At 69.5% G+C, this 18,503-nt stretch carries 17 protein-coding genes and 1 tRNA gene; 8 read left to right on the forward strand and 10 right to left on the reverse strand.

Annotation, left to right across the window (positions count from 1 at the left end):
• On the reverse strand, nucleotides 1-1,283 hold a 1,283-nt coding region (locus CKO28_RS20320), incomplete at its 3' end, for an IS1634 family transposase (RefSeq protein WP_200342648.1).
• 588 nt (nucleotides 1,284-1,871) lie between these two features.
• Between CKO28_RS20320 and CKO28_RS20325 the strand changes: the two genes are divergently transcribed.
• Nucleotides 1,872-3,482 (forward strand): phosphoenolpyruvate carboxykinase, encoded by a 1,611-nt coding sequence (locus CKO28_RS20325; RefSeq protein WP_200342649.1) that lies wholly within the window; start codon nucleotides 1,872-1,874, stop codon nucleotides 3,480-3,482.
• 513 nt (nucleotides 3,483-3,995) lie between these two features.
• On the opposite strand, the gene CKO28_RS20330 is transcribed toward CKO28_RS20325, so the two are convergent.
• The 5 genes from CKO28_RS20330 to CKO28_RS20350 form a co-directional block, all read right to left on the reverse strand.
• Nucleotides 3,996-4,775, reverse strand: coding sequence for a succinate dehydrogenase iron-sulfur subunit (locus CKO28_RS20330; protein ID WP_200342650.1), 780 nt, complete (start codon nucleotides 4,773-4,775; stop codon nucleotides 3,996-3,998).
• Nucleotides 4,776-4,831: 56 nt separating this feature from the next.
• The gene (sdhA, locus tag CKO28_RS20335) at nucleotides 4,832-6,718 is read right to left on the reverse strand and encodes a succinate dehydrogenase flavoprotein subunit (RefSeq protein WP_200342651.1); all 1,887 of its coding nucleotides are present in this window, start codon (nucleotides 6,716-6,718) and stop codon (nucleotides 4,832-4,834) included.
• 8 nt (nucleotides 6,719-6,726) lie between these two features.
• Entirely contained in the window at nucleotides 6,727-7,110 is a 384-nt protein-coding gene (sdhD, locus tag CKO28_RS20340) for a succinate dehydrogenase, hydrophobic membrane anchor protein (RefSeq protein WP_200342652.1), read from the reverse strand.
• 46 nt (nucleotides 7,111-7,156) lie between these two features.
• Nucleotides 7,157-7,543 carry a succinate dehydrogenase, cytochrome b556 subunit gene (gene sdhC / locus CKO28_RS20345; protein WP_200342653.1) on the reverse strand — a complete coding sequence of 129 codons (387 nt, stop codon included), beginning with the start codon at nucleotides 7,541-7,543 and terminating at the stop codon, nucleotides 7,157-7,159.
• Nucleotides 7,544-7,902: 359 nt separating this feature from the next.
• A complete protein-coding gene (locus CKO28_RS20350) occupies nucleotides 7,903-8,568 on the reverse strand; it encodes a UbiX family flavin prenyltransferase (RefSeq protein WP_200342654.1) in 666 nt (221 codons plus the stop codon).
• Nucleotides 8,569-8,717: 149 nt separating this feature from the next.
• Between CKO28_RS20350 and CKO28_RS20355 the strand changes: the two genes are divergently transcribed.
• Together CKO28_RS20355 and CKO28_RS20360 are read left to right on the forward strand one after the other, a co-directional pair.
• A complete protein-coding gene (locus CKO28_RS20355) occupies nucleotides 8,718-8,894 on the forward strand; it encodes a YdcH family protein (RefSeq protein WP_200342655.1) in 177 nt (58 codons plus the stop codon).
• 228 nt (nucleotides 8,895-9,122) lie between these two features.
• Complete coding sequence (locus CKO28_RS20360) at nucleotides 9,123-9,950, forward strand: cyclase family protein (protein WP_200342656.1); 828 nt, start codon at nucleotides 9,123-9,125, stop codon at nucleotides 9,948-9,950.
• A 359-nt stretch (nucleotides 9,951-10,309) separates the two neighbouring features.
• Here CKO28_RS20360 and CKO28_RS20365 read toward each other — a convergent pair whose 3' ends face one another.
• Nucleotides 10,310-11,497, reverse strand: coding sequence for a hypothetical protein (locus CKO28_RS20365; RefSeq protein ID WP_242480694.1), 1,188 nt, complete (start codon nucleotides 11,495-11,497; stop codon nucleotides 10,310-10,312).
• Nucleotides 11,498-11,927: 430 nt separating this feature from the next.
• Here CKO28_RS20365 and CKO28_RS20370 point away from each other — a divergent pair.
• From CKO28_RS20370 to CKO28_RS20380, 3 genes are all read left to right on the forward strand, one after another.
• Nucleotides 11,928-12,004 (forward strand) — tRNA-Arg (locus tag CKO28_RS20370).
• A 233-nt stretch (nucleotides 12,005-12,237) separates the two neighbouring features.
• Nucleotides 12,238-13,134 (forward strand): alpha/beta hydrolase, encoded by an 897-nt coding sequence (locus tag CKO28_RS20375; RefSeq protein WP_200342657.1) that lies wholly within the window; start codon nucleotides 12,238-12,240, stop codon nucleotides 13,132-13,134.
• A 328-nt stretch (nucleotides 13,135-13,462) separates the two neighbouring features.
• Nucleotides 13,463-14,059, forward strand: a complete 597-nt coding sequence (locus tag CKO28_RS20380; RefSeq protein WP_200342658.1) for a DUF3833 domain-containing protein — start codon at nucleotides 13,463-13,465, stop codon at nucleotides 14,057-14,059.
• Between the two features lie 91 nt (nucleotides 14,060-14,150).
• Here CKO28_RS20380 and CKO28_RS20385 read toward each other — a convergent pair whose 3' ends face one another.
• A complete protein-coding gene (locus tag CKO28_RS20385) occupies nucleotides 14,151-14,930 on the reverse strand; it encodes a hypothetical protein (RefSeq protein ID WP_200342659.1) in 780 nt (259 codons plus the stop codon).
• A 79-nt stretch (nucleotides 14,931-15,009) separates the two neighbouring features.
• A complete protein-coding gene (locus CKO28_RS20390; RefSeq protein ID WP_200342660.1) occupies nucleotides 15,010-15,222 on the reverse strand; it encodes a DUF4170 domain-containing protein in 213 nt (70 codons plus the stop codon).
• A 327-nt stretch (nucleotides 15,223-15,549) separates the two neighbouring features.
• Here CKO28_RS20390 and CKO28_RS20395 point away from each other — a divergent pair, with 327 nt between their 5' ends.
• Entirely contained in the window at nucleotides 15,550-17,067 is a 1,518-nt protein-coding gene (locus CKO28_RS20395; protein WP_200342661.1) for a UbiD family decarboxylase, read from the forward strand.
• Nucleotides 17,068-17,191: 124 nt separating this feature from the next.
• Complete coding sequence (locus tag CKO28_RS20400) at nucleotides 17,192-17,599, forward strand: hypothetical protein (RefSeq protein ID WP_200342662.1); 408 nt, start codon at nucleotides 17,192-17,194, stop codon at nucleotides 17,597-17,599.
• Between the two features lie 373 nt (nucleotides 17,600-17,972).
• On the opposite strand, the gene CKO28_RS20405 is transcribed toward CKO28_RS20400, so the two are convergent.
• Nucleotides 17,973-18,176: a cold-shock protein gene (locus CKO28_RS20405; RefSeq protein ID WP_200342663.1), complete on the reverse strand. Its 204-nt coding sequence runs from the start codon at nucleotides 18,174-18,176 to the stop codon at nucleotides 17,973-17,975.
• Nucleotides 18,177-18,503 lie beyond the last annotated feature (327 nt).

Below are 18,503 nucleotides of genomic sequence, written 5' to 3' on the forward strand. Positions count from 1 at the left end.
TCGGCGGACAGGGTCTCGGCGGGCACGTTGGTGCGCACGACGTAGATGCCGTCCAGGCGCGCCTCGGCGGCGATGCTGTCGGTCTTGCGCCGATAGCTGAAGCTGTCCTCGGTGATGGTGATCTCGACGTGCTTGGCCATCTTGTGCCGGTCGATCACGGCGCCCACCGCCTGGCCAATCTCGGCCTCGCCGCGCAACGGCGCGCGTTGGCGCTGGACCGCCTTCCTGACCTTCTCCAGGGCGCGCTCGGTCGCCGCGAGCAGGGCCTCGCGCTTGCGCGCCCGCTCGTCGGCGAGATCCGGGTTCCGGCAGACCACCAGCCGCTCGCCGGGGAACTGCTCGGGCGCGGCGATCTCCGCCAGATCGCGGTCGTCGAACAGGGACAGCTGCAGCGGCCCGGCGTCGACGAGCTGGCGGATCGCCGGCGCGCGCAGGGCGGTGATCCAGTCCAGCCCGGCGGGCGCCAGCTCCTCGCGGATGCGCTTGCTGGTGATCATGCCGCGGTCGCCGACCAGGACCACGCGCGCGAGCCCGAAGCGCTTCTTGAGCTTGTCGATCTGGCTGGTGAGCGTGGTCGGGTCGGCGGTGTCGCCCTCGAACACCTCCACCGCGATCGGCACGCCCTCCGGGTCGCAGAGCAGGCCGTAGACGATCTGCGGCCGGTCCCCGCGATGATCGCGGCTGTAGCCGTGCCGGGCGAGCTCGCAGCAGCGGCCCTCCAGATAGGACGAGCTGACGTCGTAGAGCATCAGCGTGCCCTCGCTGAGATGCCGGTTGGCGAGCGCGGTCTCGATGTGCGGCTGACGCGCCACCAGCCAGTCCAGCGCGGCGTAGATCTCGTGCTCGCGCACCTCGCCCAGGCCCAGGCGCCCGTTCAGGCTGGAGGCGGCCGTCTCAGCGTTGAGGGCGCGCACGGTGGCGAGCTTGGAGCCCGGCTGGATGATCCGCTGGGCGATCATTGCCAGCACCAGATCGCGCGACCGCGCGTCGGCCGGCCGGCTGCGCCGGCCGAGCAGCAGCTTGGGCAGGCGCAGCCGCTCGGCCGTGCCCAGCACGGCGGCGACGTGCCCGTGCGGCAGCGAGCGCGCGATGGTCAGCGCCTGCTCGGCGCGTTCCACCGCGACGCCGCCCTTGAGCAGGGTGCGCAGGCCCTCGACCAGGTCCGTCGGCCAATCGCTCAGATTGGCCACGGTGCGCTTTTTGATCTTGCCGCCCTCGCGGCGGCTTTCCCGCAGCAGAACGGCGGGCGGCGACTGGCGATTGGGAACCGACTCGATGTACATGGCTTATGCGAATCGTACCTAGAGCACGATGTCAAGAATGAACGCCCGTCGTTTACATGGGTACACGGAGCCGCCCATAGCCGGATTCGTTGTTCACATTCAGAAACTTAGCCGGAAAACGAAGTAAAAAGTTCCGTCTAGACTGCGCCTGCGCGGGCCGGTCACCCGATCCGGCCGGGCGCGGGCGGCAAAGGAGTGCGCCGTGGCGGCAGACGGCGGGCCGCGGCCGCAGGGCGGCGCCTGGATCCTGGCCGGCGTCGATCGCGACGGCGCGGCCCACGCGCACGCACGCGCGCGCCTGCGGCGCGAGTCCGCAGCGCGGGTGACCGGCCCGGACGCGTGCCGGCGCGAACGGGTCCACGCAACACAGCGCTCACGCCAACGGAGCCGGAATTAAACGCGAACAAAGTGTGATTTACCGGCCGCAGGCTGTTGAACAGGCGCGCGAAACGGGCTAAGGCAAAAGCCCCTTTCGCGGCGCGAAAAACAGGGTGGGCCGGACACGCAAGGCTTCGGGAGAGGGCCGCGTGCCCCGGTCGGGCGGCGACGCGTGGCGAAGCCTGTATCAACGTCTCGAGGGAGGCCGACGTGAGTGTGACGGGACCTGTCGTAAGCCGTTTCGACCTGCGCCATCAGGGCATCAAGTGCGCGCGCGCCGAGCATTGGAACCTGCCGGTGGCCGCGCTGACCGAGCATGCCCTGCGGCTGGGCGAGGGGCTGCTGGCGGCGGACGGGCCGCTGGTGGTGGCGACCGGCGATCACACCGGCCGCTCGCCCAACGACAAGTTCATCGTCAAGGACGACGAGACCCGCGACCGGGTCTGGTGGGGGAGCGTCAACCGCGCGATCACGCCCGAGGCGTTCGAGCGGCTGCATGCCAAGGTGCTGGCCTACCTGTCCGGTCAGGAGCTGTTCGTGCAGGATCTCTACGCCGGCGCCGACCCGGACTACCGCCTGCCCGTGCGGGTGGTCTGCGAGCGCGCCTGGCAGGCGATGTTCGCGCGCAACATGTTCATCCGTCCGCAGGTCGAGGAGCTGCACGACTTCGAGCCGGGCTTCACCGTGCTGCACGCGCCAGGGCTGGAGGCCGACCCGGATCCGGACGGGGTCAACTCCGGCACCTTCATCTGCGTCGACTTCACCCGGCGGATCGTGATCATCGGCGGCAGCGAGTACGCCGGCGAGATCAAGAAGTCGATCTTCACCGTGCTCAATTTCCTGCTGCCGCGCGCCAACGTGCTGCCGATGCACTGCTCCGCCAACATCGGCGCGGACGGCGACACGGCGCTGTTCTTCGGCCTGTCGGGCACCGGCAAGACGACCCTGTCCGCCGACAGTTCGCGCACCCTGATCGGCGACGACGAGCACGGCTGGTCGGACAACGGCGTGTTCAACTTCGAGGGCGGCTGCTACGCCAAGGTGATCCGCCTCAGCCAGGAAGCGGAGCCGGAGATCTACGCGACCACGCAGCGCTTCGGCACGCTTCTGGAGAACGCCGCCTGCGATCCCAAGACGCGTCTGCTCGACCTGCACGACAACGCCAAGACCGAGAACACCCGCGCCAGCTACCCGCTGCACTTCATCCCGAACGCGAGCGAGGACGGGCTGGGCGGCCATCCGGCCAACCTGATCATGCTGACCGCCGACGCGTTCGGCGTGCTGCCGCCGATCTCCATGCTGTCGCCCGAGCAGGCGATGTACCACTTCATCTCCGGCTACACCGCGCGCGTCGCCGGGACCGAGAAGGGCCTGGGCAACACCCCCAGCGCGACCTTCTCGACCTGCTTCGGCGCCCCGTTCATGCCGCTGCACCCGGTCGAGTACGCCCGCATGCTGGGCGAGAAGATCGAGCGGCACGGCTGCCGCTGCTGGCTGGTCAACACCGGCTGGACCGGCGGCGGCTACGGCGTGGGCAAGCGGATGGACATCAAGCACACCCGGGCGATGATCGCCGCCGCGCTGAACGGCGAGCTGGCGCGGGTGGCGACCGAGGTCGACCCGCACTTCGGGCTGCACATTCCAACCAGCTGCCCTGGCGTGCCGGGCGAGGTGCTGAACCCGCGCGACACCTGGGCCGACACGGCGGAGTACGACCGCGTCGCCCGCGACCTGACCCAGCGGTTCGCCCGCAACTTCGAGCAGTTCGCCGACCTAGTCGACGAGGACATCAAGGCCGCCGGCGTGAAGGCCGCGGCGTAGAGGCCTCTCGCGGCGTTCGTGATATCCACCTGCGTATGACCGTGACCGCAGTGCCCTCTCGCTCGACGGAGACTTTTGCACGCGGGCATGCGCATCCGTGTGGGCTGCTTCGACACGCCAGCCTGTGGCTGGCACCTCAGCATGAAGCCATCGTTAAGTTCCTGACAAAACGGACTCTTCATCCTGAGTAGGACGCCGAAGGCGTCCGTGTCGAAGGACCCCATACGGGCGCCAAACGAGCTGTGCAAAAGCCTCCTTGAGAAGAGAGGGCGGGGCCCGCGTCCGTCAGGGCGTGGGAGGGTGCGACTCCTGGCCCAATGCCTGGGGGTCCCACCCTCACCCTGGCCCTCTCCCCTCAAGGGAGAGGGGACCTGCCGCGACCTTGCCGACAGAACGCGCACTCTGCCGGCACACGAAAAAGGGCGCCGGGGATGTCCCCGGCGCCTTTCGTGCATCTTGGTGTTCTTCGTGCCCTCTGTGGTGACCCTCAGCAGGGCACGGCGGACGCGGGCGTTACACCCGCCGCTCGACCATCTTCTTCTTGATCTCCGCGATCGCCTTGGCCGGGTTCAGGCCCTTCGGGCAGGTCCGGGTGCAGTTCATGATGGTGTGGCAGCGGTACAGGCGGAACGGGTCCTCCAGCTGGTCCAGGCGTTCGCCGGTGTACTCGTCGCGGCTGTCGTTGATGAAGCGGTAGGCCTGCAGCAGCACCGCCGGGCCCAGGTAGCGCTCGCCGTTCCACCAGTAGCTGGGACAGCTGGTGGTGCAGCAGAAGCACAGGATGCACTCCCACAGCCCGTCCAGCTGGGCGCGCTCCTCCGGGCTCTGCAGGCGCTCGCGCTCGGGCGCGGGCGTGCGCGTCTTCAGCCACGGCTCGATCGCGGCGTACTGCGCGTAGGCCTCGTTCAAATCGGGCACCAGGTCCTTGACCACCCGCATGTGCGGCAGCGGGTAGACCTTCACGTCGCCGTCGGTTTCCTCGATGAAGGTCGTGCACGCCAGGGTGTTGCGGCCGTTGACGTTGAACGCGCAGGAGCCGCACACGCCCTCCCGGCAGGACCGGCGGAAGGTCAGGGTGCTGTCGACGTCGTTCTTGATCTTGATCAGACCGTCCAGGACCATCGGCCCGCAGTCGTCGAGGTCGATGGTGAACTGGTCGACCCGCGGGTTCTCGCCGGAGTCCGGGTCCCAGCGGTAGACGTGGAAGGTCTTGGGCCGCTGGGCGCCGTCCGGGGCGGGATGGACGTGGCCCTTGCGGATCTTGGAGTTGCGCGGCAGCGCGAATTCAACCATGGACGCCTCTTGATGCCTCTGCCCCCGCGCAGCCGCGACGGGGGCGAAAACGGCTTTTAGTACACCCGCGCCTTGGGCGGGAAGGACTGCACTTCGTTGGTCAGCGGGTTCATGTGCACCGGGCGCCAGTCGATCGTGACCTTGCCCTGATCGTCGAGCCAGCTGACCGTGTGCTTCATGAACTTCTGGTCGTCGCGGTCCGGGAAGTCCTCGCGGGCGTGCGCGCCGCGGCTCTCCTCCCGGTTGGCCGCGGACCAGACGGTGGTCATCGCCTGGCCCAGCAGGTTGTCCAGCTCCAGCGTCTCGACCAGATCGGAGTTCCAGATCATCGAGCGGTCGGTGACCCGCAGGTCGTCGCGCCTGGCGTAGGCTTCCGACATCTTCTGCTTGCCTTCCTCCAGGATCTCGCCCGTGCGGAAGACCGCGCAGTTGGTCTGCATGATCTTCTGCATGTCGAGCCTGAGCTCGGCGGTCGGCGTGGAGCCGTTGGCGTTGCGCAGCCGGTCGAAGCGCTGCAGCGCGGGCTCCGCGCTGTCGGCGGGCAGCGGCTTGTGCGTCTCGCCGGGCGTGACGATCTCCGCCGTCCGCCTGGCCGCGGCGCGGCCGAACACCACCAGGTCGAGCAGCGAGTTGGAGCCCAGCCGGTTGGCGCCGTGGACGGAGACGCAGGCCGCCTCGCCGACCGCCATCAGGCCGGGCACGACCGCGTCCGGCTTGCCGTCCTTCAGGGTGACGACCTCGCCTGTATAGAGCGTCGGGATGCCGCCCATGTTGTAGTGGCAGGTCGGCAGCACCGGGATCGGCGCCTTGGTCACGTCGACGTTGGCGAAGATCCGCGCGGTCTCCGCGATGCCGGGCAGGCGCTGGTTGATGACGTCGGGATCGAGGTGCTCCAGGTGCAGGTTGATGTGGTCCTTGTTCGGGCCCACGCCGCGGCCTTCCTGGATCTCGATCGTCATCGAGCGGGAGACCACGTCGCGGCTGGCGAGGTCCTTGGCGGTGGGCGCGTAGCGCTCCATGAAGCGCTCGCCCTCGCTATTGGTGAGGTAGCCGCCCTCGCCGCGCACGCCCTCGGTGATCAGGCAGCCCGCGCCGTAGACGCCGGTCGGGTGGAACTGCACGAACTCCATGTCCTGCAGCGGCAGGCCGGCGCGCAGCACCATGCCGTTGCCGTCGCCCGTGCAGGTGTGCGCGGACGTGCAGGAGAAGTAGGCCCGGCCGTAGCCGCCGGTCGCCAGGATCACGTTGTGCGCGCGGAAGCGGTGGATCGTGCCGTCCTCCAGCGACCAGGCGATCACGCCGCGGCACTGCCCCTCTTCCATGATCAGGTCGAGGGCGAAGTACTCGATGAAGAATTCGGCGTTCTGGCGCAGCGACTGCTGGTACAGGGTGTGCAGCATCGCGTGGCCGGTCCGGTCGGCGGCCGCGCAGGTGCGCTGCGCCGTGCCCTCGCCGAAGTTGGTGGTCATGCCGCCAAACGGGCGCTGGTAGATCCTGCCCTCCTCGGTGCGGGAGAACGGCACGCCGTAGTGCTCCAGCTCGACGATCGCCGGCACGGCCTCCTTGGTCATGTACTCGATCGCGTCCTGGTCGCCCAGCCAGTCGGAGCCCTTGACGGTGTCGTACATGTGCCAGCGCCAGTCGTCGTCGCCCATGTTGCCGAGCGCGGCGGAGATGCCGCCCTGCGCGGCGACGGTGTGGCTGCGGGTCGGGAACACCTTGGAGATGCAGGCCGTCTTCAGCCCTTCCTCGACGCAGCCCAGCGTGGCGCGCAGGCCGGAGCCGCCGGCGCCGACGACGACGACGTCGTAGGTGTGATCCTGGATCGGGTAGGCGTCGCCGGCCAGGTTCGGCGCCGCACCACCGTTGGCGCCGTTCGCCTTGCCGTTGCCACCTTTACCGTTCGCGCCCTTGCCGTTGGTTTGGCCGTTAGTCTTGCTCATGGCTCGCCTCAGCCCTGGAAGAGAATGGTCAGCACGGCGAGCACGCCGGTCAGGCCGAGGACGATGTGCAGCCCCTTCAGCCCGATCAACAGCGCGAACTTCGCCGCTTCGTTATGAACGTAATCCTCGACCACCGCCTGCACACCGAGCAGGCCGTGATAAAACGTCGCGATCACCAGCAGGATCATCAGCCCGGCGGCGACCGGGTTGCCCAGCCACCCGGTCACGGCCGCGTGGTCGGCGCCGGCGAGCGCGATCACGCTGGCGACGAACCAGATGGTGAGCGGGATCAGCGCCAGCGACAGCAGCTTCTGCATCCACCAGTGGCCGGTGCCGTCCCTCGCCGCGCCGAGCCCGCGCACGCGGGCCATCGGGGTGCGCATCGTCCGCATGACAGCGTCTCTCCTTAACCGAACCGTTGCAGCCGCGCCGCGGCCGTTACATCGCCGACAGGCCGATCGCCCAGGCCAGCACCGTCAGCGTCGCGGTCGCCGCGACCACGGCCCAGCCGCTTTTGCAAACGGTGTCCAGCTCGAAGCCGTAGCCGGCGTCCCACACCAGGTGCCGGATGCCCGCGCACAAGTGGTAGAACAGCGCGACCGACCAGCCGAACAGCAGCAGATAGCCGATCCAGCTGCCCATCCAGCCCTGGACGTAGGCGAAGTAGTCGGCCCCGCTGGCCGCGGCGACCACCCACCAGACCAGCACCAGACTGCCGACGACGAGCGCGATGCCGGTGATCCGGTGCAGGATCGACAAGACGGAGGTCAGCTGCGGGCGGTAGACCTGCAGATGCGGGGAAAGCGGACGCTGGGTATCGCTCACGGATGTCACCCTTGAAGCCACAAACGGGAGCCGGATGGGTCGGCGGGGCGCGATCCGCCCGGCCGAACGGCGACCCGGGCGATGCTGCACCACAACCTAACGCATCGGCCGCTTGTGAAATAGACCCCCCGGCATGGGCCGTCAATCACTCTAACCTTTGCACCCCAAAGGTTTCAGTGGCGGAGCCGATTAGCAGGACCGCCCACCCCCTCTCGCCTCGGCGGGAGAGGGAGGGGCCGGCGCGATTGGCTCGATCGCGTGGGACCGGCGGCTAGAGCCATCGAGACTGGAAAGGACTGCCGACGGGGGCCGGATCGAGAACGACCCGCCAACCGGCCCAACCGGCTCGTCCGGGCGCGTCAGCGCTCGCGCACCGTCTTGACCGCGCGCAGGGGCGGCCGGCCGTCGGCGGCCGGTTCGCCCCAGCGGCGCACCGATCCGGCGTCGATCTCGAACAGGTCGAGGACCCGGCCGACCGACTGGTCGACCAGCTCCTCCAGGCTTTGCGGGTTGGCGTAGAAGGCGGGCACCGGCGGCGCCAGGATCGCGCCCATCTCGCTTGCCTGCAGCATGTTGCGCAGGTGGCCGTGATGCAGCGGCGTCTCGCGCGGCATCAGGACCAGCCGGCGGCGCTCCTTCAGCACGACGTCGGCCGCGCGGGTCAGCAGCGACGCGGTCTGCCCGCCCGCGATCTCGGCCAGCGAGCGCGCGGAGCACGGCGCCACCACCATGCCCAGCGTGCGGAACGAGCCGGAGGAGATCGCCGCCGCCATGTCGCCGTGGCCGTGCACCACGTCGGCGAGCGCGTGGACGTCGGCGACCTTCAGGTCGGTTTCGTAGGCGAGCGTGACCTCCGCCGGCTGCGACATCACGAGGTGCGTCTCGATCCCGGTCGCCTGCAGCTGCTGCAGCAGGCGCACCCCATAGATCACGCCGCTCGCCCCGCTGATGCCGACGATCAGGCGGCGCGGCTCGGTCGCGTCCGCGCGGTCAGTATTTCGGGGCGTATCCGGGGGCACGGTCATGATGGGCGGCGGATCGCGCGGCCTGGGCGGTGGATGGCGGGCCGATTGGCGCGGCCGTGGCAGGTTGGTCGGGCGGCCACGCCTTGGCTTGGCAAAGCGAACGCGGGAGCGTTACCTTGGTCGGATCGACGGTGGTCTAGGAGGTCCGAATGACGCTCGACGCACGTCTTCAATCCCTGCGGTCCCGCCACGCCAAGCTCGAGGAAGAGCTGCACCGGGAGCAGACCCGGCCGCATGGCGATGACTCCCACGTCGCAGAGCTTAAACGCGAGAAGCTCAGGCTCAAGGACGAAATCGAACGGCTGGAACAGCAGGTCGACGCCTGAATCGGGCGGTCGGCCTTTTTTGTGTCCACCCCGACCCGCGGCGGCCGCCGCGGGGCCGGTCATCCCAAGGCCGGGCGCGGCCGATGCGTCCATCTCCGTGCCCCGGTGCCCGGCATCGGGGCACGCTCCGGCCCGGCGCGCCGGCTTGTCCCGCCGGCGCCGGGCGCTACCCTCCGCGACCGAGATCGCTCGGTTCAAGCGAATAACGCCAAACAGGGAGGACTTCCGATGTGTGCACCCGGGTGCCTGGAAACCGTTCATAACCGCCTCGACCGCCGCGCCTTTTTCAAGGGTGCCGGCGCGACCGCCGCGGCGGGCGTGATGGCCGCCGCCTATCCGCCCAAACCGGCCGCCGCCCAGACCCGCAGCTTCGAGCGCGTGGTCGACATGACCCACACCCTGAGCCCGGAGTTCCCCACCTACTTCAACCGGCCGGGCATCGAGATGGAGCGGATGACCGCGATCGCGGACGACGGCTTCAACATGTACCGATGGTCGGTGATCGAGCACGCCGGGACCCACCTCGACGCGCCGATCCACTTCTCGCGCGGGGACCAGCACACCGCCGAGCAGATCCCGGCCGAGCAGCTGGTCGCGCCCTTGTGCGTGATCGACATCAAGGCGCGCGCGGCCGACAACCCGGACGCCCGCCTGACCCCGGACGACATCAAGGCCTGGGAGGCCCAGCACGGCCCGATCCCCGACGGCGCGGCCGTGGCGATGAACAGCGGCTGGGACCAGTACGCCCAGACCGAGAAGTTCGCCGGGCGCGACGCCGACGGCCGGATGCACTTCCCCGGCGTCCACGGCGAGGCGACGCAGTACCTCCTGGAGGAGACCGGCGCCCAGGGCCTGATGGTCGACACGCTGTCGCTCGACTACGGCTTGTCGACCAGCTTCGACACCCACTACGCCTGGCTGCCCAGCAACCGCTGGGGCCTGGAGAACCTCCGGAACCTGGACCAGGTGCCCGCCAGCGGCGCCACGGTCGTGGTCGGCGCGCCCAAGATCGCGGATGCGACCGGCGGCCCGACCCGCGTATTCGCGCTGGTGTAGCTGGTGTAGGGGGCGCCAGCGGAGATCGCCAAGGCCGTCGATAATTACGATGGCCGCGGCGGCGGGGTCGCTCTCCGCCTGTAGGGGGAGCGGGACAGGGTGAGGTGGCTCTTGCACGGCATGCGGCCAGCAGGGCGCTGATACGCGGCACAACGCCGCGGGCACCCTCCTCTCCCCAGCCCCCTCCTCGCACTGGAAGAAAGGGCAAGATTCAGCTGAAAGGCGGCTTCACCTTTCAGCATCTTGCTAGAGCAAAATCGATGAAGGTCGGGTCGACCTTCATCGTGAATTTTGCTCTAACTGCTGGAAGAGAGAGCAAGATTCAGCTGAAAGGCGTCTTCACCTTTCAGCATCTTGCTCTAGCGCACGTAGACGTGCACCTCGTTCACGTTGGCGCGTTGGCTGGTGGTCGCGGACAGCGAGACGCGGTTGGGCGGCAGGCCCATCGCGTTCAGCGAGCGCAGCACCCGCTCGGCCTGCCGGCGTGCCTTGGACAGCGCGAGCGCGGACTGCTCGCCGCCCTGCGGCGCGACCGCGACGACGTCGAACGCGGCCTCCGGCCGGCGGTCGAGCACGCGCCGCACGGCGGAGTAGAGCGCCTGCTCATAGTTCACAGTGTCCTGGTCGAAGCGGATCACCACCAGCGGCTGGTCGCTGCCGACGCGCTCCGCCCCGCCAGCGCGGCTGGGTGGGGTCGGCGCGCCGAACGCCTGGTTGCTCAGGCTGTCGCCGTAGAATTCGCCGTTCTTGATCGCCAGCGACAGGGTCGAGAGGTTGGCGCGCTCGCGCTGCAGGTAGCTGTTCTGCCGCGCGATGTCGGACGCCAGCTCGTTCGCCAGCCGGTCGATCAGCACCACCGTGCGGTTGGTCGAATCCTCCAGCACCGCGAGCTGTTCGTGGTCCCGCTCGACCGCGCCGGACAGCCCGTAGGCCGCCTGCACCGATTCCAGCAGGTAGGACGCCAGCCGCGCGGTCGAGGAGACCTGGTTGGACAGCTGGTTCATCTCGTTCACCGTCTGCTCGACGGTGCCCAGACGCCGGCGCGCCTGGTTCCACATCCGCACCAGTTCCGGGTTGCCGGGCGTGGTGCCGAGCTGCAGACGGGTGTTAATCCGCGCGACGTTGGAATGGTAGGTGCGCGCGGCGTCGCGGGTCTGGCTGCGCAATTGCTGCAGACGCTGGTTGTGCTCCGAGATCTGCTGCTTCAGCTGGTCCAGGTCGCCGCGCAGCTCCTGCACCTTCTGGCCGACGAACGTGCCGGTGGTCTCGAACTGCGGCAGCTCTTCCGGCTCGAACACCGTGGTGCCGAGCGACGGGATCCCGCCGTTCAAGGCCAGCTGGGTGGCGCGCATCTGGTTCGAGCCGCCGCTCCCGGAGCCGCCTTGGGACCTGCCCGCGGAACTGCCTTGGGTTTGCGCGGCCGCCGATGGGCCACCGGACCGGTCCCCTGACCCGGTGCCCCGGTCGGTCCCCTGTCCGTTCATCGAGCAACCGCCCAGGACCACGACGGCGGCGATCAGGGCCGCCGTGCGACGGATGGCTAGCATGCGCGTCTCGCCATTTGGAGCATCCATGATTCTTCAGCGTGAGCCGGCGGTACCCGCGGGTTATCCGTGCGCCATCGTTAAGATTACCCTTAACGCGCGGCCCGCGGCCCGTTGGAGTCGGCCGGCACGCCGCCCCCCGGAAATCGTGCAGCGCGATCCTACTTTAAGGGGATGCGCCGAACAAGCCGGATTTTCCGTGAGATTCAAGGCATTTGCGCCCACGCGTTGCAGTGACGCCTGGACCGAGGCCGTCGCGAATCGGTTGCCCGCAACTCCTCTCTTGCCAACGCGTCCCGCCTTCATTAGGGTCCGCGCCGCCGTCGGGGATCGCGGGCGACCGCCCGTCGCGCGCCGCCGAACGCGCTCCCGGATAGATGGCGACAGCGGCCCACACGGCCGCCCGTGCCGGCCCACGGTCGCACGACCCTGCCCGCTGGTAGCTCAATCGGATAGAGCACCTGACTACGGATCAGGAGGTTGGGGGTTCGAATCCTCCCCAGCGGGCCAGTTTTTCCGCGTTTCATCCGTCAACTCGGCAGGTCGCCCGCCGCCCGGACCGCGGTCCAGCGGGGAGGCACGTATAAGCGCGTTCTGCCGGCGAGCGGGTGGTCCTGGCCGGACCGCGGCGCCAGTTCCGATGCGTCGTTCCGCCGATCTTCCCTGGTTCAGGTGCCCGCCCGATGTTGCCGCGTTTTCGCTGTCCGATCCGTCGCCCGACCGCCCGACGCCTGAAGGCTTTCTTGCCCGCCGCGGCGCTGGGCGGACTCGCGGCGGCGTGTTCGCCGCTGGGCACGATCGATGCGCTGACGGCGTATGACGCCGGCGCGGCGAAGGTCGCCGACGGCGTCGCCTACGGGCCGGCCGCGCGGCAGCGGCTCGACGTCTACGCGCCCGTAGAGACGGGCGCGCCGGCGACGGCGGAGACAGGCGCGGGCGACCGGCGACACCCGGTTGTGGTGTTCGTCTACGGCGGCTCCTGGGCCGGCGGGGACCGGCGGCACTACGGCTTCCTGGGGCACGCGCTGGCCGCCCGCGGTTTCGTCACGGTGGTGCCCGACTATCGGCTGGTGCCCGAGGTCACGTACCCGGCGTTCGTCGAGGACGCGGCGGCCGCGGTGCGCTGGGCACGGGCGCACGCGGGCCGCTACGGCGGCGATCCCGGCCGGCTCGCGGTCGCGGGGCACAGCGCGGGCGCCTACAACGCCGTCATGCTGGCGACCGACCCCCAGTACACCGACCCCGACAGCCCGGACCATCTGCCGCTGGACGCGGCCGTCGGGCTCGCCGGGCCGTACGACTTCCTGCCGCTCGACGTGGACGTGACCCGGCGCGCGTTCGCCGGCACCCCGGATCTGCCGGCGACCCAGCCGGTCAACATCGTGACCGGCCAGGGTCCGGCGCTGCTGCTCGCCCATGGCGCGGACGACACCACCGTCCGTCCGGCGAACAGCCGCGCCCTGGCGCAGGCCGCGCGGGCGCACGGGCGCGCGGTGACGCTGACGATCTACCCCGAGACCGGGCACGCCGAGATCCTGCTCGCCTTCAGCCGGCTGTTCCGCGGCGAACCGCCGGTGCTGGCGGACGTGACGGCGTTCCTGCGGCGCGAACTGACGCCCCGCGCCGTACCGACGCGATAGGGCAACATGCTGAAGGGAGGTTCCGCCTTTCAGCTGACTGTTGCTCTCTCTTCAAGCAGCTCTGGGAATTACCGGCCGCTCCCCGGTGGCCGCCTGCACGCCCAGGCCCGCGGCCACGCCGGGCGTCCCAGCGTCCGCTGGTCGTCCGGCGACGTCGACCGCCGCGCGGCGACGCGCCGGCGGTCTGGAAACCCGGTTCCGCCGCACCATGGTCGGAGGCGGGCGGCGCTGCGTATCGACCGGGTAAGACCCGGGCCGCCGGGCGCACCCCCGCACGATCAACGTCCCAACGCGACCGACATCCCCACCCGACCCAAGGAGACACCCGATGCTGCGCCGGATGCTGCTGATCGCGCTCGCCGCACTGCCGCTGGCCGCCTGCGGATCGATGCAGGTACAGGACTTCCAGGATCGCCAGCCGCGTCTGAAGCTGGAACAATATTTCGCCGGCGAAACGAAAGCGTACGGCCTGTTCCGCGACCGCTTCGGCGACGTCCGCCGGCAGTTCACGGTCGAGATCGACGGCGACTGGAACCCCGAAACCCAGACCCTGACGCTCGACGAGCGGTTCCGCTACCGGGACGCCGAAACCGACCGCCGGGTCTGGACGATCGAGAAGACCGGTCCGCATACCTACCAGGGGACCGCGGGCGACGTGCCCGGCACGGCCACGGGCAAAGCCTACGGCAACGCGTTCAACTGGACCTACCAGGTCGACCTGGAGGTCGACGGCTCGACCTACCGGGTCACCTTCGACGACTGGATGTTCCTGCAGGAGGACGGCATTCTTCTGAACACCGCCGAGGTCACCAAATGGGGCTTCCAGGTCGGCACGGTGACGATCGCCTTCCGGCAGGTGGACGGTGGCGGCGCCAACGGCGGGAGCGACGACGGCAGCCAGGCGAAGACGATGATCTGGCAGTAGCCACCGGTCCCGCGCCTTAACGACGGACGCATCGGCGGGTCCCCGCTCCCTCGAGGGGACAGGGGTCTCAAGCCGCCCCAGCGTCCGTCGCCTAAACCGCCTCGAAGTGGGGGACGTGGGAGGGTTGGGCGTGGTCGGCCAGCGCGCGGATGCGGTGCATGCGGGTGTTGGGATCGGCGACCGCGTGCAGGATGAAGCTGTCGAGGTCGTCCTCGACGTCGAGCTGCCGGGCCAGCTTGTCGCGGACCAGCTGCTGGACCCGCGGCTGATCGAGCGCGCGGTGCGGCCGGCCCTCGGCGCGCACGCTCTCGATCCCGACCGGCGCGCCGTCGTGGAGCAGGCAGCCGTGGTCGGACAGGTACATGTGGATGTCGGTGTGGGCGGCGTCCGGCCCCGCCTCGGTCTGGATCCGCACGCCGTCCAGCCGGCCGAAGGCGTAGGCGCCCTCGGTCTCGTGCATCCGCGCCAGCTGCGGCGCGGTCAGCCAGGTCAGCGCGACCCGCACCCGGCAGCCGGGCGCGTAGGTCAGGTTGGAGGCGATCGCCCCGTAGGCGGTCACGTGCGCGGAATAGACCACGTCGTAGCCGTCGAGCCAGACGTAGGTGACCGGGATCTCCGAGGCCGCGCCCGCGAAATGCGCGAACTTGCGGGCGAGCTGTCCCGGCGCCCGGTTCGACCCGTGGCCGAGCACCGCCCAGCGTCCCGTCCAGAGGCCGGCGGCCGAGCGGTCGGCGGGGCCGGCGTCCGACAGCGGATGCGCCCGGCCGTCGCGGAACAGGTAGGACTGCGCCGGCGCGTCATAGGGATAGCCCTTGGCGATCTCCAGACGATGCGCGGGATCGCTCGGCAGCTTCCAGGGCGGACCGGTCATGCGGGGCCTGACAGGCGGGCACCAAGCCACGCCGCGCCCCTGCCGGCCGGCGGCGCACCGGAACGGCGCGGGTCCACCGTTAGTCCGTGCAGCGGGGCGGCTCGTCGGGGTCGATGCGCTCGATCCGGTAGCGGGTGGTGGCGTCGTCGACCGAGCCCCAGGCCTTGCGCTGCCAGACCTTGCGGGCGTCCTCGTACTGGTCGTACGGCCCGAACCACTCTTCACCGCCGGTGACGGTAACCTCGAAATTGGTGTCGGCGTATTCGCCGCCGACGACCCAGAAGCGTGCCATCGTCTGCCCTCGTCTCCTCGTGCGCTACAAGGTGCCTTACAAGGTTCGTGCCTGAAACGGTCATCCACGCGTGGTGTCGCGCTTGCTCGATCCGTCTTGATGCATCCGGGCGTGTTGCAGTCGGGTTAAGCCTGCGCCTTTTGGCGCGCGCGGCCAAGTGCATTTCCGTCCGCCGGCGATCCGGGACCGGCCGGCCAGCGCCCGGCGGGATCGACGTTCCGCCCGGCGGGCGGCTTGCGCCGCGCTCCCGGAACCGGCTACAGGCTGCCGCAGCACCCGCGCGTGCGGCAACAGCCAGCCCGTTCATAGCGGACCTTCGGGAACCTCATGCCCTTCGCCTCCCTGCGCGACTTCCGCGACCTGCTGACACGGCGCGGCGACTTCCGGCGCGTCGCGACCCCGGTCTCGCCCGAGCTGGAGATGACCGAGATCCACACCCGTCTGCTCGCCGAAAGCGGGCCGGCGGTGCAGTTCGACCGGCCGCGGACCAGGGACGGGCGCAGCTGGGACACGCCGGTGCTGGTCAACCTGTTCGGCACGGTCGAGCGGGTCGCGCTCGGCATGGACCGCACGCCGGCCCAGCTGCGCGAGGTCGGCGATACGCTGGCGTTCCTGCGCCAGCCGGAGCCGCCGGGCGGGCTGAAGGACGCCTGGGACAAGCTGCCGCTGCTGCGCCAGGTGCTGTCGATGCGCCCGCGCACCACCGGCCGCGCGCCCTGCCAGGAGGTCGTGCTGACCGGCGAGGACATCGACCTGAACCAACTGCCGGTGCAGACCTGCTGGCCGGGCGAGCCGGCGCCGCTGATCACCTGGCCGCTGGTGGTCACCAAGGGTCCGCAGAAGAGTAAGCGCGAGGACGCGTTCAACCTGGGCATCTACCGGATGCAGGTAACCGGGCCGGACACCACCCTGATGCGCTGGCTGAAGCACCGCGGCGGGGCGCAGCATCACCAGCGCTGGAAGCAGGCCGGCAAGCGCGAACCGCTGCCGGCGGCCGCGGTGATCGGCGCCGACCCGGGCACCATCCTGGCCGCGGTCACGCCGGTGCCGGACACGCTCAGCGAATACCAGTTCGCCGGCCTGCTGCGCGGCCAGCGGGTCGAGCTGGTCGACTGCAAGACCGTGCCGCTGAAGGTCCCGGCGGAGGCGGAGATCGTGATCGAGGGGCACGTCTCGCTGGACGACACCGGCGACGAGGGACCGTACGGCGACCACACCGGCTACTACAACGCGGTCGAGCCGTTCCCGGTGTTCCACGTCTCCGCGATCACCCTGCGCCGGTCGCCGATCTACCTCTCCACCTTCACCGGCCGCCCGCCGGACGAACCGAGCGTGCTGGGCGAGGCGCTGAACGAGGTGTTTATCCCGCTCCTGCAGCAGCAGTTCCCGGAGATCGTCGACTTCTGGCTGCCGCCGGAAGGCTGCAGCTACCGCGTCGCCGTGGTGTCGATGCAGAAGGCCTATCCGGGCCACGCCAAGCGGGTGATGATGGGCGCGTGGAGCTACCTGCGGCAGTTCATGTACACCAAGTTCGTGATCGTGGTGGACGACGACATCGACGCCAGGAACTGGAAAGACGTGATCTGGGCGATGTCGACCCGCATGGACCCCGCGCGCGACACCACCACGATCGAGCACACCCCGATCGACTACCTGGACTTCGCCAGCCCGGACAGCGGCCTCGGCTCCAAGATCGGCTTCGACGCCACCAACAAATGGCCGCCGGAGACCCGCCGCGAATGGGGCGAGAAGCTGCGCATGGACGACAGCGTGATCGAGGAGGTCGACCGCAAGTGGGCGGAAATGGGCCTGCCCGGGACTGGCAAGGCGATCTGGCGGGGATAGGCGGTCGCCGTCGGCGGCGATTGGGGGCGCGGATGTCGGCGGTCACAACCGCGTTCGGATATGGCACACTGGAGAGGTGTGCGGGGAGGCACGCAATGACCCCACGAACGACTGGATTGCTGCCATGCGTCATACCTCCCTTCTGTCCCGCGCCGCACGCCCGGCTCTGGCGGCCGCGGCTTTCCTCGGTTTCCTCGGCATGTCCTGCGCCGCCGCGCAGCAGACCGGCGGCTACGGCGTGGCCTGCGCGGACCATGCGTATTTCGACCGCCGGATGCGCGGGTCGCCGGTCGAGCTCTACGTCCGGATCGACGACCCACAGGCCGTTCGGCGGTTCCTGCGCCAGGCGACCGGCGGTGTACCGCAAGCCAACGTGGAATCGCTGATCGTGCTGCACGCGCCCGACGGCGGCGCACGCGTCGGCGTGGTGCCGTTCGCCGACGGCTGCGCGCTCGATACCGGGTTCATGGGGCCGAAGATGGCGATCGACCAAGTGCTGGCCGGCCTGCTGCACGACGGGCTGATCGACTGACGCGCGGCGCCCACTGATTCCCCTCCTCCACTGGGAGGAGGGGATAGGGGAGGAGGATGCCCGCGGCCGATGCCGTGCGAACCTCCTCTCCCTAACCCTCCCAATGGAGGAGAGGGGATTTATTGCGCCGCGCGAACCGGAACAGCCGCCCCCTACCCCGCCGTCACCGGCCGGCCGTCGGGCGCGAACGGCGAGCGCGCGCACCTGCGCGTCGGTGGCGTGCAGGACCGTGCACAGCTGAGACACGAAAACGGCGGCTGCCCGTTGGGGCAGCCGCCGTTTCAAGTCGATGCCGGTCACCCGGACGCCGCCGCTGGCGACGCCGTCCGGGGCCGTGGCAGTCGAACGGGGGGAACCGTCCGAAGCGGCAGGCTTACGCCTGCTTCAGGTTACCAGCGGCGGGCTTGCCGCGCTCGGTCATCACCTCGAAGGACAGCTTCTGGCCCTCGGCGAGGCTGTCCATGCCGGCGGACTGAACGGCCGTGATGTGCACGAACACGTCCTTGCTGCCGTCGTCCGGCTGGATGAAGCCGTAGCCTTTGGTGGTGTTGAAGAACTTAACGGTACCGGTCGCCATGATGCGAGTCTCCTTGAGAATCCGGTTGGACTGGCGCGCCCACCCCGAACGGGTGACCGCGGTCTCACTTGTCAGTCTCTCCGGTCTCCAGGAGCTCGGCGCGGCCCTGCACGCCAACCAGGCTAGGGCGAAACATGACGTCGTAGACAGATGCTGCTTACGCCCGAACGGCCCGGAATGCAAGTGGATTCGTTGCCCTCCAGCAGATCTAAATGCAATTGAGTCGCACTTGCGCGTCTAGGTTGGGGTGCGACATATCGAATCGATCCGACAGGGAGGCCTTGGCGGCGCCAAATAACCCAGATTCTCTGCACGTATGCAGGTACT

It is taken from the genome of Rhodovibrio sodomensis (assembly GCF_016583645.1).
GTDB classification, from domain to species: Bacteria; Pseudomonadota; Alphaproteobacteria; order Kiloniellales; family Rhodovibrionaceae; genus Rhodovibrio; species Rhodovibrio sodomensis.

Coding starts and splice junctions, on each gene's coding strand:
- CKO28_RS20330 (WP_200342650.1), bottom strand. CDS start 4,775: ATGGTTGAATTCGCGCTGCCGCGCAACTCCAAGATCCGCAAGGGCCAC.
- sdhA (WP_200342651.1), bottom strand. CDS start 6,718: ATGAGCAAGACTAACGGCCAAACCAACGGCAAGGGCGCGAACGGTAAA.
- sdhD (WP_200342652.1), bottom strand. CDS start 7,110: ATGCGGACGATGCGCACCCCGATGGCCCGCGTGCGCGGGCTCGGCGCG.
- CKO28_RS20350 (WP_200342654.1), bottom strand. CDS start 8,568: ATGACCGTGCCCCCGGATACGCCCCGAAATACTGACCGCGCGGACGCG.
- CKO28_RS20355 (WP_200342655.1), top strand. CDS start 8,718: ATGACGCTCGACGCACGTCTTCAATCCCTGCGGTCCCGCCACGCCAAG.
- CKO28_RS20360 (WP_200342656.1), top strand. CDS start 9,123: ATGTGTGCACCCGGGTGCCTGGAAACCGTTCATAACCGCCTCGACCGC.
- CKO28_RS20365 (WP_242480694.1), bottom strand. CDS start 11,497: ATGCTAGCCATCCGTCGCACGGCGGCCCTGATCGCCGCCGTCGTGGTC.
- CKO28_RS20380 (WP_200342658.1), top strand. CDS start 13,463: ATGCTGCGCCGGATGCTGCTGATCGCGCTCGCCGCACTGCCGCTGGCC.
- CKO28_RS20385 (WP_200342659.1), bottom strand. CDS start 14,930: ATGACCGGTCCGCCCTGGAAGCTGCCGAGCGATCCCGCGCATCGTCTG.
- CKO28_RS20390 (WP_200342660.1), bottom strand. CDS start 15,222: ATGGCACGCTTCTGGGTCGTCGGCGGCGAATACGCCGACACCAATTTC.
- CKO28_RS20395 (WP_200342661.1), top strand. CDS start 15,550: ATGCCCTTCGCCTCCCTGCGCGACTTCCGCGACCTGCTGACACGGCGC.
- CKO28_RS20400 (WP_200342662.1), top strand. CDS start 17,192: ATGCGTCATACCTCCCTTCTGTCCCGCGCCGCACGCCCGGCTCTGGCG.
- CKO28_RS20405 (WP_200342663.1), bottom strand. CDS start 18,176: ATGGCGACCGGTACCGTTAAGTTCTTCAACACCACCAAAGGCTACGGC.